Source organism: Asanoa ferruginea, assembly GCF_003387075.1.
In the GTDB taxonomy this organism is placed as follows: domain Bacteria; phylum Actinomycetota; class Actinomycetes; order Mycobacteriales; family Micromonosporaceae; genus Asanoa; species Asanoa ferruginea.
The window spans coordinates 4,566,791-4,581,582 of the sequence record NZ_QUMQ01000001.1 but is presented as its reverse complement, the minus strand read 5'-3'; the positions used below and the strand labels follow the sequence as shown (position 1 = coordinate 4,581,582).

Sequence of the window (14,792 nt, the reverse complement as noted above, 5' to 3'; positions counted from 1 at the left end):
ACCGAGAGGGGTCGAACATGACGCACTATGCCGCCAGGGTCACGGTCGACGACTTCCGCGACGCCGTGCCGAGCCACCTGGCGAAGCGGTTCCGCGCCGAGGGCTGGTGGGGTGAACAGACCCTCGCCCAGGTGATCGCCGGCCACGCCGCGACCCGGCCCGACGCGCCGGCGTTCCACGCCGACCACGGCACCACGACCTGGTCGCAGTACGACGCGCTCTCCTCCGAGCTGGCCGCCGTGCTGGTCGCCGCGGGACTGCCCGAGGGCTCCCGGCTCGCGGTCTGGCTGCCGGACGGCGCCACCGTGCACGTCACGTTCGTCGCCGCCGAGAAGGCCGGGCTGACCGTGGTCGGCATCGGCGCCCGCGCCGGCGACCGCGAGCTGGCCTATCTCCTCGGGAAGACGTCGGCCACGACCCTGGTCACGATGGCGACGCATCGCGGCCGCGACATGGCCGACCTCTTCGAGACGCTGCGGGTCGAGGTGCCCACGTTGGCGCACCACGTCGTCGTGCCGGTGCTCGACGGGGCGCCGGCCGGCCGGCCGTACGTTGTGGACGGTCAGCTTGTCGACCCCGCGGGGCTCGCACCGGCGCCGGCCGAGCGGGCCATGGGGCCGGACGACCTCTTCATGCTCAACTCGACGTCGGGCACCACCGGGATGCCCAAGTGCGTGATGCACAACCAGAACCGCTGGTTCTACTTCCACCAGAAGGCCGCCGAGAACGGGCACCTCACGTCGAGCGACGTCTTCCTCAGCGGCGTGCCCGCCCCGTTCGGCTTCGGCCTCTGGACCGCACACTTCACCCCGACGATCCTCGGCGCGCCGACGGTGCTGCGCGAGCGGTTCGACGCCGACGAGGCGCTCGAGCTCATCGAGACCTACCGGGCGACGGTGGTGACTTGCGTCAGCACGCAGTTCATCATGATGCTCAACAGCCCCGACGCCGAGCGGCGCGACCTGAGCAGCCTGCGCGCGATGTTCACCGGTGGCGAGGCGGTGCCGCCGACGCGGGCGCGCCGCTTCGAAGAGGTGACCGGCGCATCGGTGCTCCAGTTCTTCGGCTCCAACGAAACCGGCCTGCTGACCGGAACCACGCTGTCGGACTCGTTCGAGCAGCGGATGACGACGGCCGGGCGCGTCGTACCCGAGATGAATGTTCGGCTCTTCGACGGTGACGCCGACGTCACCGCGTCGGGCGCGGGTCAGCCCGCGGGGCACGGGCCCGCGCTGTGCCTGGGTTATCTCGACGACGACACCGCCAACGCCGAGCTCTACACCGAAGACGGCTGGATGCTGATGGGCGACATCGTCACGATCGACGACGCGGGATATCTGACCGTGACCGGGCGCACGTCAGACTTCATCATCCGCGGTGGCAAGAACATCAGTGCCGCTCGCGTCGAGGAGGAGGTCGCCACGCATCCGGCCGTGGTGCTGGCCGCGGCCGTCGCCGTGCCCGACGAGGTGTTCGGCGAACGGGTCTGCGTCTACGTCGAGCTGAACCCGGGCCGCCAGCTCGATCTGCACAGCCTGCAAGATCACTTGTTGCGCCGCGGCGCCTCCAAGTCGGATTTCCCGGAATACCTGATCGTGTTGGACTCGTTGCCGCGCGCGTCGGGCGGCAAGGTGGCCAAGGGCCAGCTCAAATCAAGATCAGCAAAGGATCTGCTCGATCAGCGTCGATCGGCGCAGATGAGTACGCAAGAGTCGTAACTCTTCGTGTAGGCTAACTGATGGTGATGATTAACCCTTCACCGAAGGCGTCGACCCGGTTCTGACCGGAGAGCCTTCCACTCCTGAAGTAGAGCGATCGGAATCGATGGTAGCGGACGTTCGTGCGCAACTGCGGCAACCCAAGCTCGGCGAGATGGTCGCCGGCGTGATCCGGCAACGCATCCTCGACGGCGAATGGCGCGACGGTCAACTGCTACCCAACCAGGACGCCCTGGTTGCCGAGTTCCGGGTCAGCCGCCCGTCGATCCGCGAAGCCATGCGGATCCTCGAGGCCGAAGGCCTCATCACGGTGCGGCGTGGCAACGTCGGCGGCGCGGTGGTCCACCGGCCGGAAGCACGCCACGTGGCGTACGCGATGGCCATGGTTCTCGAATCCCGCGGCGTCACTCTCGACGACGTCGGCGTCGCCATGGGTCAGCTCGAGGCCACCTCGGCCGGGCTCTGCGCCAGCCGCAAGGACCGGGCCCGCAAGGTGGTCCCGCAACTCCGCAAGCACAACACCGCGGCCGAGAAGGCTATGGACGACCCGATGGGCTTCGTCCGCGCGACCTCCGACTTCCATTCGAGCCTCGTCGAGCTGTGCGGCAACGACACGCTCCGGCTGCTGGCCGGTTCGCTCGAGTCGCTGTGGCTGGTCGACGTCAACTCGTGGGCCGAAAACGCCACCCGCAACGGCAGCTTCCCGTCGCGCGCCCACCGGCTGAAAAACCACGAGCAGCACCTGCGGATCACCGAGGCGATCGCTGACGGTGACTCGGCCCTCGCCATGCGGTTGACCGAGACCCACTTCGATCCGGCCCGGTTCCTGCGGCCGGAAGACGCCGGTCGCCGGGTCGACGCGGCCGCGATGCACGCGATCATGGGCAACCCCAACGCGGGCGGGTCTGAATAGTCAGCGTGTCGCGATGTGCGCGCGGACCAGCCCCGTCTGACTGTCATACCAGCCATAGGGCTCGCTGGCGCGGAGCATGTCGCGGAACGCGCTGACCCAGTCGGCGCCCGCGTCGCTCGCCAGGCTCTCGACCCAGCCGGCCGGCACCAGCACCTCACCGTTGTCGGCCGGCAACACACCGAACGCGTCGAGGTCGACCGTGCCGCGCACCTCGACGGCGAACGCCGTGAACTGCTCGCGTTCGACCAGGGTCGCGCCCGCGTCTTCGCTGAGCACGAGTCTCATGCCATGCCTCCCAGCAAGGCGTCGCGCAGCGCCAGCGGGAGGGGCGCTGCCCGCCCGCCGGCCACGAAGACACCCACCAGCCCCGATCGCGCGACAACCACCGCGTCACCGAGCCGGACCATCTCAAAACCCAGCGTGTACGAGGTGGTGCCGACCTTCACCACGGTCAGCTCGACCGCGATCTCGTCGTACACCGCTGCGGGTGCCAGGTATTCACACCACGTCGAACGGGTGACGACCGCGCCGCCCAGCTCGTCGGCCATGCGATCGAAGCGGAACCCGACACCGAGGAACCACTCGGTCAGGACACGCTCCATGGCGACGAACCAGGCGGCGTAGTAGACGATGCCGGCCGGATCGCAGTCGGCGTAGGTCAGGCGGGTCACCCGGACGGCCGCCACGCGGTCACTCACGCGGCCGCCGCGGCCACCGGCGTGTCGACGTCGTAGACGTTTTCCCGGAAGCGGGGCAGCACCTCGCGGGCGAACAGCTCCATGCTGTGCTCGACGAGGTCGTAGCCCATCGTTCCACTCTGGACCATCATGATGAAGTTGCCGAACCCGCCGACCCGCCGGTAGAACCGTTCGAGCTGGGCGTAGACGGTGTCGGGGTTGCCGGCGAAAACATAGCCCTCGTCGAGCATCTGCTCCAGCGGCGCGGTCACCAGGTGCTCGATCGGGCTCACCAACGGCTTGCCGCTCGCCTCGTTCTGGAGGATCCGCGCGCGCACCCGGGCGTCGATATAGCCGGGCACGTTCATGAACTGCGGCGCGATCTTGTTGTGCTCCAGATACCAGCGCAGCTTCCGCGCGCCCTCGAAGCCCGCCTCGTCAGTGTCACCGACGAAGACCAGCGCCACGTAGCCGAGCCGCTCGCGCGGCGTGACGGCCAGGCCGTCTTCGGCCGCGCGGTCACGGTAGGCCTTGAACAACTCGAGGGCGCCGTCGGCGCCGGCCAGGATCGTGCCGAGGTTGAAGCCGCGCTCGGCCGTCTCGCGGGAGGTGCCGGTGCTCTGGGTGGCGACCCAGACCGGCGGGTGCGGGTCCTGGTAGACGCGCGGCCAGACGTTGACCTGGCGGTGGTGGTAGTAGCGGCCTTCCCAGTTGAACGGGCCGTCGTGGGTCTGCCAGGCCTTGAGGATCAGGTCGGCACCCTCCCAGAACCGCTCCTTCATCTCGACGGGCTGCACATTCCCAGGCGAGATCTCGTACGGGACTCCACGCACGAACCCGACGTCGAGCCGCCCGTGCGACATAACATCGATCATCGCCATCTCTTCGGCGACGCGTACGGGCGTGTTGCGGTTGGCGATCGGGTTGCCCAGGGCCAGCAGCCGGGCATTCCTGGTGTCGCGCGCGAGTGCGGCCAGCGTCAACGGCACCGCCGGGGCGACACAGGTCGCGGTCGCGTGGTGCTCGTTGAGCATGATGTCGAGACCCAGCTCGTCGGCCGCCTTGTAGAGGTCGAAGTAGGTCTTGTAGAGCTGGTAGCCGACCTCGGGATCGTAGATTGAGCTGGGAAAGTCGACCCGCAGCGACTCGTAGGTGTTCTCCGGCGGGAGATGCGGGTAGGGCATTTCGGTGAACGTCCAAGCGCGAAACATCAGCTGTCCTTCGTCGTGAGCTGGTCGGTGAACTCGGCGACGAGCTCAGCCAAACGGTCGGCGGCCTGTTCTTCGACCCGGTGGCCGACATCGGGGATCACTTCGGTGCGACACGACGCGAGGCGTTCCCGGATGAGGTCGAAATGGTCCGGCTGGAGGATGAACCCGTCTTCCGCGCCGCGAACCAGCAACGTCGGCACCGAGATGCGGTGCAGGCGGTCGAGCAGCGAGGGATTGTGCAGGTATGGTTCCCACGCGTAGAAGGCGACCGCTTCATTGGCCTGGGCGAGCTCAAGGAACTGGGCCGGCGCGAAGCCGCTGAGGTCGGGCGCCTTGGCAGCGTCGCCATACATCCCGGCGGCGACGGTCTGCGGCGCGGCGGCGAACAGGTCCAGATAGGACCGCTGCGTCGGCTCCGCGCGCCGGATGCCAACCGGAGAAACCAATGTCACGGACGCGAGGTGTTGGCACGATTTGGTGGCGACCTCGGCGGCGAGCCACCCGCCGATCGAGCAACCGACCAGGTGCACCGGCCGACCGACCGCCTCGACCGCGTCGAGCAGGGCGTAGGCCAGGTCGTCGACGCTGCGGTAGCGCGGGTCACGGTTGCCGGTCCAGCCGGGAAGCGCGGGAACGTGCACGGTGAAGCGCTTGGCGAGCCCGTCCCGGAACGGTTGGCTGAAGAGCGTCCCGTCCAGTCCGTGCAGCAGCATCAGGTCGGGACCGCTGCCGGAGACATCGACATCCAGTCCGCTGCTCGAGTTAGTCATTCAGCCACATCCACTTCACGTGAGCGCGCGCTCGCGCGCGAGTCTTGACTGCCTTGGACCGCGGAGGCGGGCGCCGTAGCCCCTGTCCACCGGGAGATCGGCCACGGAGACAGCCAAACCGCGTTGCCACGACCCGCTTCCCACCACGACAGCAACCGATCGCGCTCCCCCGCCGGCCATGATGACGCGCCGCCCCATCACGCTCCTTCCAAGCCGATCGCTGGCGACGCTACGCTGCCCCCCAACGGTGAGTCAATGTAATCATTAGAAGAAAAGACCCTTGGCGCAGACCCCGGTCGCGGACCCCGACACATCGACGAAGCGGCCGCACGCCGGGCCAGGCGCCCCCGATTAGCGCAGGCTTCCGCGGAGTCGGTCAACGCTCTCGGCCGCAGGGCCGCAGGGCCGCAAGGCCACCGGGCCGCAAGGCCACCGGGCCGCAAGGCCACCGGGCCGCAAGGCCACCGGGCCGCAAGGCCACCGGGCCGCACCGACCGGGCTCGGTGGTGGCGTCGTGATCTGGTCGCGGCTGGCGGGTCGCGACGGGGTCGGGTGTCTTCGTTCAGCCGTACATGTTTCTTCATGTACCTACATGAAGAAACATGTACGGCTGGAGCGACACCCCCCGTCGGGCCCGGTCAGATCGGGCAAAGGTCGAGCGCGGGAGGTTTGCGCCGGCCTGGGACCTCCGCCCGGGGCGGTAGATCTGTAGAAGCAGAGATCAATCTTGCAGATGCGCCGCCCAGATCGCGTGTGTGGGGCGGTTGAAGCCGCCAGATGCGCCGCCCTAGATCGCCGCGTGCGTCGTGCGGCCGATACCCCCAGATGCGCAGCTCAGACCACCGCGTGCGCTGCACGGCTTAAGCCGCCAGCCCCAGATCACCGCGTGCGTCGCGCGGTCGATGCCGCCAGACGTGCCAGCCCAGATTCCCGCGAGCGTTAGGCGGTTGAAGCCGCCAGATGGGCCGCCCCCGATCGCCGCGTGTGTGGGGTGGTCTATGCCGTGGCCAGCGTGCTGCGATCTGCGCGCTGCCCGCCCCGGCGATCCGGCAAGAGATCCGCGAAACGGACATCGGTTGTTCGGGCTTCGCGTCCGAGCTCGTTCGCGCGGGGGTGCCCGACGCGGGCGCCAGTTCGTTGTGACACAGGGGGTTTGGTTCGTAGCGGCGGCACGCGCACAAGTCGGCGGCGTTCGGGATGCGGAGCAGGTCCGCCGCGTATGGCGGCCCGCCGGCGCCTCAGCCACCGGCCCCTCGGCAACGGCGGCTCTTTCCGGCCGAATGCTCGTTGTTTGCGTTGATCAGGCAGCCATACGCCAAACGATTGTCCGGACGCGACTCGCCGGCGGCGTTGCGCTGAGCGGTACTCGAGCGCAAAACCGGTCAAGCGCCGCCGAACGCCCCATCGCACCCCGGCGAAAGCCCCAGATCGCGCCACGTCGCCAGGCGTTGCGACCCACGCCGGCGGCTCGGGTCGTTGGCAGCAGCGGCGAACCCCTGCCGGAACCGCCACGAAGTCCAGGCAACGCCCCGCGATCGGGCCACACGACAGACAGGAACCGTGCGGCGGCACCGGGTTCGCGGCGACCTCAAGGCCACGCCCTAATCTTTAAATCATTGTGCTGAGAAAAATGATTGTTGTATCGCCACCCAACTTCGATTACGCTCTCGTGATCATGGTCACACGCGCTGCGCAGGCGCGGTGTTGCGGAGGTTCGACATGACGAGAAACCGTCGGGTGCTTGCGGTCGTTACCGCGGCCGTGTGCGCCACCGTGCTCGCCGGGTGCGGACGGGCCGCACCCGGTGCGGACAGTGGCCCGGGCGGCGGCTCCGAGCCGTACACCGTGAGTCTTTTCGCTGATATCTCTGGGCCGTTCGCCCCATTTGTCTCGCACGGCGTCGGTGGGTTCCAGACTGCCATCGCCGCGATCAATGATGCCGGTGGCGTTAACGGGCGGCAGATCAAGCTCAACAACCCGATCGACGCGCAGTCGACGCCGCAGGGTGCTCAGGTTGCCGCCCGGCAAGCGGTTGGGCAGGCGCCGGTCGCCATCCTGGTCAGCACCGCCTCGACCGAGCTCGCCAGTGTCGCCAGCGTGCTCGCCGGTGCCGGCACCACCACCCTCGCCGTGCCCAACGACGACGGGCAGGCGGTGCCGCCGAAGCCCTACTACTTCAGCGCGACCGTGAGCAGCCCGGTCGCGGCCAAGGCCTACGCCAACGCGATCGAGCAGGAGCTCGGCACTCTCTCCGGCAAGAACATCGCCATCGTGGTCAACAACGCGGCCACCTCGGTTGCCTACGCCGACGGGCTGAAGAAGCTGGTCGAGGCCGCCGGTGGGCGGGTCAGCAACTACCTGAAGAACGAGCCGACGATCTCGTCGTTCACCAGCCAGGCCGGCCAGATCATGCAGAACAAGCCGGACGCGATGATGATCAATGACAGCACCACCAACACCGCGATCGAGGTGGCTGCCCTGCACGACGCGGGCTACACCGGGGCGATCTTCGGTGGCACCGCCGCCAACGACGACGCGACGCTGAAGAAGACCTCCGACGAGGGTGGCGACTATCGCGGCCCGCGCGAGTGGAAGACACCGGTCGAGGGTGACCAGGTCTGGGCGGCGGCCGAGAAGTACGGCCACCTCGACTCGGCCAAGGCCGGCGTCTACTTCTCCAAGGGCTACATGCTCGCCTACGCGCTCAAGGCCGGCCTCGAAGCCTGCGGCACCAACTGCGACGCCAAAGCGCTGCCCGCGGCGATGGCCAAGGCGAGCAAGGTGACCGCACCCGGCGATCTCGGCTTCGGCGCCTCCGGGTTCACCGCCGACAACCACGTGCTGCTCCAGGCTCTCCAGTTCTTCGGCTGGGACAAGGCCTCCGGCAAGCCCGCCGCGCTCGGCCAACCGATCTCGATGGTCGACTGACCCGCATGGCGGACACACTGCTCGCGGTAGCGGATCTCACCGTCCGCTACCGCAACGGCGCGCTCGGTGTGCAGGGCGTGAGCTTCGAGGTGCGGAAAGGCCAGATCGTCGCCATCCTGGGCGCGGCCGGTGCCGGCAAGACGACGACCGTACGCGGGATCAGCGGTTTCCTCCGTTCCGAAGGCGCCCGGGTCATCCAGGGCGACGTCACCTTCCGCGGCAAGAACATCACCAACCAGGAGCCGCACAACGTCTCCCGCCTGGGCTTGTTCGCGGTGCCGGAGCGGCGCAAGATCTTTGCGAACCTGTCGGTCCAGGAGAACCTGGAGGCCCTCGGCAAAGGGATGGTGACGGGCGACCGGCGGGCGGAGGTGGAGGCGTTGATCTTCGACCTCTTCCCGGTCCTCGGCGAGGTGAAGAAAAAATTGGCCGGCCGGCTCAGCGGCGGTCAGCAGCAGATGCTGGCGATCGGCCGGGCCCTGATGGTCGACCCGAAGCTGCTGATCATCGACGAGATGACCCTCGGTCTGCACCCCAGCCTGCACGAGCCGCTCTTCGAGGCCGTGCAGCGGATCGCGTCGACCGGCAGCGCCGTGCTGCTCGTCGACGAGAGCACCGGCAACACGCTCGAGGTGGCGCAACACTGCGTGCTGCTCAAGGCCGGCCAGGTCTGGGCCGCCGGCCCGAGCTCCGACTTCATCGGCAACGAACTACTGGTGGCGGGCTATGTCGGCGAGTGAAGCCCCGATCCTCGAGATCGCCGACCTCACCGTTACGTTCGGCGGGGTCAAGGCCGTCACAGGCGTAAGCAGCAAGATCAAACCCCAAGAGCTGGTCGCCGTCGTCGGCCCCAACGGAGCCGGCAAGAGCACCCTGCTCAACGCGATCTCCGGCCTGGTCCGGAGGCAGACCGTCGGCGACATCCGCTTCGCCGGCCAGCCGCTGCAGGAGCTGTCACCGCACCGCCGCGCCGTCGCGGGCATCGGCCGCAGCTTCCAGAACCCGCCGCTGGTCGACCGCATGTCGGTGGTCGAGAACGTGATGGCCGGAGCGTTCGGCATCCGCGACTACCGCGTGGTCGACCAGCTCGTCCGGTGGCGCAAGGTGGCCCGCAGCGAACGCGCGCGCGAGCTACAGGCCCGCACCTCGCTCGACTTCTTCGGCCTCGGCGGCATCGCCGACACACCGACCAGCGAGATCGCGTACGCCCAGCGCAAGCTCGTCGACATCGCCCGCGCCCTGATGGCCGAACCGAAACTGCTGCTGCTCGACGAACCCACCTCGGGCCTGGGCCGCAGCGAGCACGCGGCGATGGCCGACGTGCTGCGCCGCCTGATGGAGCCCGGCACGATGACCATCCTGATGGTCGAGCACCACATGGACCTGGTCCGCGACGCCGCCACCCGGGTGATCGGCCTCCAGGCCGGCGAGGTGATCGCCGACGGGGCCACACATGATGTCCTCGACTCGGCCGAGTTCCAGGCCAGCCTGGTGGGAACAAAACGATGAACAACGTCCTTCTCGCCATCTTCGGCGGACTCCCGCTCGGCGCCACGTACTCCCTGATCGCTCTGGGCATGGTCTTGATCTATCGGACCACCGGCACGTTCAACCTGGCGCACGGGCAGTTCATGCTGCTCGCCGCGTTCGTGCTGGCCGACTGGCAGCTCAAGCGCCCCGGCTCGTTCGTGCTCGGCCTGGCTCTCGCGCTGATCGCGTCAGGCGTGCTGTCGGCCGTGGTCTACAAGCTGATCCTGTCGCGCACCGTCGGCCAGCCGCACTGGGTGGCGTTCGTGGCCACGCTGGTGCTCGGGGTCGGCCTCGACGCGGCGATGTCGTTGATCTTCGACCAGCCGTCCTACAACATCTCGATCCCGGCCATGCCGCACGGTGTCGTCGACCTGTTCGGCGTCAAGGTCGGGTGGAGCTCGCTGGTCGTCGGCGCCATCGGCATCCTGCTGTCGGTCGTGTTCATCATCGTCCTGCGGTTCTCCCGGCTCGGCGTGCAGGTCCGCGCGGCCGGCCAGGATCCGGTTCTGGCGGCACAGGGCGGAATTCAAGTGCGCCGGGTGTACGTCGGCGCGTGGGTCATCGGTGGCGTGCTCGCGGCGATCGCCGGCGTGCTCTACGGCTCGTCCACGATCGTCGACGGCTCGATGAGCGGGATGGCTCTGGTAGCAGTGCCGGCGCTGGTGCTCGGCGGCCTCGACAGCTTCGAGGGCGCGATCATCGGCGGCCTGGCGATCGGCGTCGTGCAGGGCTTCATCACCGTCTACCTCGGCGGCGAATACGTGAACGTGGTGACCTACTCGATCCTTCTCGTTCTGCTGCTCGCGTTGCCGCAGGGCCTGTTCGGCACCCGGGAGGTGTTGAAGGTATGACCGCGTCCACCGTCGAGACGGCATCGAAGGCAGCGACCGGACCTCGGGTCAAGCCGTGGCATCTGCGGATGCGCAGCAGCCTGTTCCTCGCTGTCACGCTGCTCGCGGTCACCGCCGTCGTGACCTCGACCCAGTTCGACTACAACATCTTCCTCTACAACACGTTCCTGCTGACCTGCGTCGGCGCGTTGGCGATGAACCTGTTGATGGGCACCACCGGCCTGGTCTCGGTCGGCAGCGCCGGCTTCCTCGCCGCGGGCGCGTTCGGCGGCGTGTGGTTCGACCGGATGGGCCTGCCGTTCGTCGCGTGCGTGCTCGGCGGCGGCCTGCTGGCGGCGGTGCTCGGCCTGATCGTCTCCCTGCCCGCGATCCGGCTGCGCGGCCTGGCGCTTGGGCTCGGCACCATCAGCGTCCACTTTGTAGTCATCTTCGTGGTCGACCAATACCAGCAACGCACCCCCGGCGTCGGCGTCATCGGCTTCAACCTGCCGCCGCTGTTCGGCACGACGGTCCAGGTCCAACACCAGTGGGCGTGGCTGCTGCTCGGCGTCGTGCTGCTCGCGCTCGCGTTGGTGAGCCTGCTCGGCGCCGGACGCACCGGCCGGGCGCTGCGGTTGATCCGCGACCAGGAGCAGATCGCGAGCACGCAGGCGATCCCGGTGACCGGCTACAAGATGATGATCTTCGCGATCACCTCGTTCCTGTTCGGTGCCCAGGGCGCGCTCACCGGTTTCCTGGTGGGTCAGGTGTCCAGCGAGCAGTTCACGCTGACGCTGGCGATGCAATACCTGGCGATGGTGATGGTCGGCGGCCTCGACAGCGTCTGGGGCGCCGCCCTCGGTGCCGCCATCTTCACGGCACTGCCGTTCGCGATGCAGCACCTCGTCTCCGCGGTCCTCGGCGCCCAGCAGGCGTCGCTCAACGGCGCCAAATACGGCGTCATCGCGTACGCCGTCCTAGTCATCGCCTTCATCGTCGGCGCACCGGGCGGCCTGGTCAGGCTGGTGAGCGAGGGAGCCCGCAAGATCCAGGCTCGTCGGAAGTGACCATCGCGCTAGCCGGCGCGACCGGCATCGTGGGGCGCGGGTACCTGGAGCGGATGGCGGGCCGAGACGTGCGGATCCTCGCGCTGGGCCGGCGCGCCCCGGCCGCACAGGCCAACGTCACGCATCTCCCGGTCGACCTGACCCGACCGGACCAGGTGGCAGCGCTCGCACCGCGACTGGCCGATGTGGAGCAACTGGTCTACGCGGCGGTCTCCGACGACCCCGGCAACGTGGTGGCGGGCTGGAACACCGACGCACATGTCGACCGCAACCGCTCGATGCTGGCGGCGTTGCTCGACGTGCTGGAAGCGGCGGCGCCCCGGCTCCGCGACGTGCTGGTGCTCCAGGGCACGAAGGCCTACGGCACGACGCTCGGCCGGTTCCCGTTGCCGGCCCGCGAGTCGGACCCGCGGCCGCCGGTGGTCAACTTCTACTGGGCCCAGGAGGACCTGCTCCGGACTCGCGACGCCGCCTGGAGATGGACGATCCTGCGGCCTACGGCCGTGGTCGGCGTGGCGGAGAAGTGTGCCATCAACATCCTCGGCTCGGTCGCGGTCTATGCGACGGTGCTCAAGGAGACCGGGTCGGCGCTGCACTTCCCGGGCACCCACGACCACCCCGTGTGGCAGCTCGTCGACAACCACCTGCTGGGCGAGGCGATCGACTGGTGCCTGAACCGGCCGGGGTCCGGCAACGAGATCTTCAACGTCTCCAACGGCGACGCTACCGACTGGGGGTCGCTCTGGCCGGTCATCGCCGAGCACTTCAAGATGCCGGTCGGTCCGCCGCGGCCAGTGCGGCTGGCCGAGGTCATGCCGGCGCGGCAGGCGCTCTGGGCGGAGATCGCGCGGAAGCACGGGCTGGCCAACCCGGTGATGGCCGACCTGGTCTCGTGGGAGGTCCTCGACGGCCACACCCGCCGGGACCACAACGCCTACGTGAGCACGCTGAAGATCCGCGGTGCGGGCTTCGACGGCTTCCGGGACAGCATCGAGACCGTCACCGAGAAGTTGAGTCTGCTGGCAGCCGAGGGCCTCATTCCCCGCTATTGAGGGGGTCGAGGGCGGCCGGCCATTACCCGCCCCCGACCCCGGCTCTTAGTAGGCCGGCCAGCCCACCCCCGACTGCGGCCGAGGGCGGCTGGCCATGCCCGCCCCGACCCGGCCTAGTAGGCCGGCCCGGCCTCCAGGATGCGGCGCGGCACGTTGACGGTCAGGTTCGCCAGGTCGGCCTCCGACACACCCCGCTCGCGCAGCAGCGGCACCACGTCGGCCGGCACGTGGGTCATCCGCCAGTCCGGCAGGGGCTCCATCCGCGGGCTCGCGTAGTCATTGCGGTCGTTGTGCAGGATCGAGTCGTGTGACAGCACGATGCGGTCGGAGTAGCCGCGTTCGCACAGCGTCGCGATGGTCTCGACCCGCTCCGGCAGGCTGGCCCAGCCCGGCAGGTAGAGGCCGAAGCGGTCGTGACCGGTCGTCGAGCCGCCGTCCATCAATGCCATCAGATAGTCGAGGTCGGTGGTGTCGCCGCTGTGGCCGATGACCACCCGGGACAGGTCGACGCCTTCGGAGGCGAAGAGGCGCTGCTGGTCCAGGCCGTTGCGCTTCAGCGGCTGGGTGTGGGTGGTGATCGGGGCGCCGGTCTCCCGGTGGGCCCGGGCGGCCGCCCGCAGGATGCGCCCGTTGTTGGGCGTGATGCCCTCGAGGTCGGTCGCCACCTTGATGATCTGCGCCCGGATGCCGGAGTCGCCGATCCCCCCGGTGATGTCGCGGACGAACATCTCGGTCAGGATGTCGCGGTCGTCCGGGCCGCGCAGCGTGCGCCGCGCGATCATGTTTGGTAGATAGTCGAACGTATAGATTCCCGTGGCGACCACGATGTTGACGTCGACCCGCTCGTTGACCTCGCGCACGAAGTCGAGGTCACGCCCGTGGAAGAACGCGGTGCAGTCGACGATGGTCCGCACGCCCGCGTCGACCGCCGCCCGCAGCCCGGTGACCGCCCGGTTCAGCGCGGCCGCCCGGTCGGGCTGCCAGCTCAGGTCGGGATAGTCCTTCGAAAACTCCGTATCCCGGAAGATGACGTGCTCGTGCATCAGCGTGAAGCCGAGGTCGGCACCGTCGACCGGCCCGCGCACTGTGTAAACCATGGAGACCCCTCAGACCCGGGCGAACTTCTGGAACGTGAGCGCGTCGGGCCCGACCAGGCCGAGGCCGACGGCGACCGTGTTGGTGGCGTGGGCGATGTAGATCGACCCCGCGTCGTCGACCCAGACGCCGTGCGGCGCGAGGATCGCGTCGGGCTGTTCCAGGTCAGGCTCTTGCCACCGCACCAGCACGTTCCCGTCACCGTCCAGGATGGACAACCGGCCGGGGATGTAGGCGTCGATCGTTCCGCGCCGCGGTGCCACCTCGCCTCGGTGCCAGGACAACTCGACCACGTACACCAGGCCGTCGTCGCCCATGAAGATGTCCTGCGGGCGCTGCACGTCTGACCACTCGGCCAGATAATTGCCCGCCGGGTCGAAGATCTGGATGCGCTCGTTCTGCCGGTCGCAGACGAAAACCCGGCCGTCGTCGTGCACCCAGACGCTGTGCGGCGTGCGGAACTCCGACGCGCCGCCGCCCGGCGAACCCCACGAGCCGAGCAGGTCGCCGTCGCCGGTGAAGTGGTGCACCCGGCAGTTGCCGTAGCCGTCGGAGACGTAGACGTCGCCCGACGGCGCCAGCGCAACGTTGGTGGGCCGGTTATAGGGCGCACCGGCCCGCTCCACCACGCGGTGGTCGTCGGAATAGCCCGTGTCGGTCGTGATGCCGGCCGGGCCGAACGCCTGGAGCAGCGTGCCGTCGAGGCCGTGGCGGCCGACCGACCCGCCGAGGTCGTCGACCAGATACATCAGCCCGTCGCGGCCCATGTGCATGCCGTGGGTGCGGTAGCTGAACCGGCCCTCGCCCCACGAGCCGAGGAACTTTCCGTCGCGGTCGTAGACGATCACCGGGTGGTCGCCGCGGGCGTAGAGGTAGACGTTGCCGTCCACGTCGGTGCACACCCCCGCGACATCGGGGTGGCTCCAGCCCGCCGGGAGTCGTTCCCAGCCCTCGACCAGTTCGTAGCGCAACTGACCGGCGCCGAACCTCGTCACCATCGC

The 14,792-nt window shown here is 68.7% G+C and carries 14 protein-coding genes; 8 read left to right on the top strand and 6 right to left on the bottom strand.

Annotation, left to right across the window (positions count from 1 at the left end):
- Positions 1-17: 17 nt before the first annotated feature.
- Both DFJ67_RS21580 and DFJ67_RS21575 read left to right on the top strand, forming a co-directional pair.
- Positions 18-1,718: a class I adenylate-forming enzyme family protein gene (locus tag DFJ67_RS21580; protein WP_116069643.1), complete on the top strand. Its 1,701-nt coding sequence runs from the start codon at positions 18-20 to the stop codon at positions 1,716-1,718.
- A 106-nt stretch (positions 1,719-1,824) separates the two neighbouring features.
- Complete coding sequence (locus DFJ67_RS21575) at positions 1,825-2,631, top strand: FadR/GntR family transcriptional regulator (RefSeq protein ID WP_116069642.1); 807 nt, start codon at positions 1,825-1,827, stop codon at positions 2,629-2,631.
- Here the strand turns inward: DFJ67_RS21575 and DFJ67_RS21570 are convergent, their stop codons facing one another.
- From DFJ67_RS21570 to DFJ67_RS21555, 4 genes are read right to left on the bottom strand one after another with little or no spacing between them, the layout of a single operon-like run.
- Positions 2,632-2,916 (bottom strand): hypothetical protein, encoded by a 285-nt coding sequence (locus DFJ67_RS21570; protein WP_147315562.1) that lies wholly within the window; start codon positions 2,914-2,916, stop codon positions 2,632-2,634. It lies immediately after the preceding gene.
- Positions 2,913-3,329 (bottom strand): acyl-CoA thioesterase, encoded by a 417-nt coding sequence (locus DFJ67_RS21565; RefSeq protein WP_116069640.1) that lies wholly within the window; start codon positions 3,327-3,329, stop codon positions 2,913-2,915. The genes DFJ67_RS21570 and DFJ67_RS21565 overlap by 4 nt, the downstream gene beginning before the upstream one ends.
- Positions 3,326-4,519 (bottom strand): LLM class flavin-dependent oxidoreductase, encoded by a 1,194-nt coding sequence (locus DFJ67_RS21560; protein ID WP_116069639.1) that lies wholly within the window; start codon positions 4,517-4,519, stop codon positions 3,326-3,328. Before DFJ67_RS21560 ends, DFJ67_RS21565 begins: the two co-directional genes overlap by 4 nt.
- Positions 4,519-5,289 carry an alpha/beta fold hydrolase gene (locus DFJ67_RS21555; RefSeq protein WP_116069638.1) on the bottom strand — a complete coding sequence of 257 codons (771 nt, stop codon included), beginning with the start codon at positions 5,287-5,289 and terminating at the stop codon, positions 4,519-4,521. Before DFJ67_RS21555 ends, DFJ67_RS21560 begins: the two co-directional genes overlap by 1 nt.
- A 1,719-nt stretch (positions 5,290-7,008) precedes the next feature.
- Here DFJ67_RS21555 and DFJ67_RS21550 point away from each other — a divergent pair.
- From DFJ67_RS21550 to DFJ67_RS21525, 6 genes are read left to right on the top strand one after another with little or no spacing between them, the layout of a single operon-like run.
- Complete coding sequence (locus tag DFJ67_RS21550; RefSeq protein WP_116069637.1) at positions 7,009-8,217, top strand: ABC transporter substrate-binding protein; 1,209 nt, start codon at positions 7,009-7,011, stop codon at positions 8,215-8,217.
- 5 nt (positions 8,218-8,222) lie between these two features.
- Positions 8,223-8,957 carry an ABC transporter ATP-binding protein gene (locus DFJ67_RS21545; protein WP_116069636.1) on the top strand — a complete coding sequence of 245 codons (735 nt, stop codon included), beginning with the start codon at positions 8,223-8,225 and terminating at the stop codon, positions 8,955-8,957.
- A complete protein-coding gene (locus DFJ67_RS21540; protein WP_116069635.1) occupies positions 8,944-9,726 on the top strand; it encodes an ABC transporter ATP-binding protein in 783 nt (260 codons plus the stop codon). Before DFJ67_RS21545 ends, DFJ67_RS21540 begins: the two co-directional genes overlap by 14 nt.
- Positions 9,723-10,598, top strand: a complete 876-nt coding sequence (locus DFJ67_RS21535) for a branched-chain amino acid ABC transporter permease (RefSeq protein WP_116069634.1) — start codon at positions 9,723-9,725, stop codon at positions 10,596-10,598. Before DFJ67_RS21540 ends, DFJ67_RS21535 begins: the two co-directional genes overlap by 4 nt.
- Positions 10,595-11,644, top strand: a complete 1,050-nt coding sequence (locus DFJ67_RS21530) for a branched-chain amino acid ABC transporter permease (RefSeq protein ID WP_116069633.1) — start codon at positions 10,595-10,597, stop codon at positions 11,642-11,644. Before DFJ67_RS21535 ends, DFJ67_RS21530 begins: the two co-directional genes overlap by 4 nt.
- Entirely contained in the window at positions 11,641-12,696 is a 1,056-nt protein-coding gene (locus DFJ67_RS21525; RefSeq protein WP_116069632.1) for an NAD-dependent epimerase/dehydratase family protein, read from the top strand. The genes DFJ67_RS21530 and DFJ67_RS21525 overlap by 4 nt, the downstream gene beginning before the upstream one ends.
- A 113-nt stretch (positions 12,697-12,809) precedes the next feature.
- On the opposite strand, the gene DFJ67_RS21520 is transcribed toward DFJ67_RS21525, so the two are convergent.
- Both DFJ67_RS21520 and DFJ67_RS21515 read right to left on the bottom strand, forming a co-directional pair.
- Positions 12,810-13,793 (bottom strand): phosphotriesterase family protein, encoded by a 984-nt coding sequence (locus DFJ67_RS21520; RefSeq protein WP_116069631.1) that lies wholly within the window; start codon positions 13,791-13,793, stop codon positions 12,810-12,812.
- Positions 13,794-13,802: 9 nt separating this feature from the next.
- Positions 13,803-14,789, bottom strand: a complete 987-nt coding sequence (locus tag DFJ67_RS21515) for an NHL repeat-containing protein (RefSeq protein ID WP_116069630.1) — start codon at positions 14,787-14,789, stop codon at positions 13,803-13,805.
- Between the last annotated feature and the right edge of the window lie 3 nt (positions 14,790-14,792).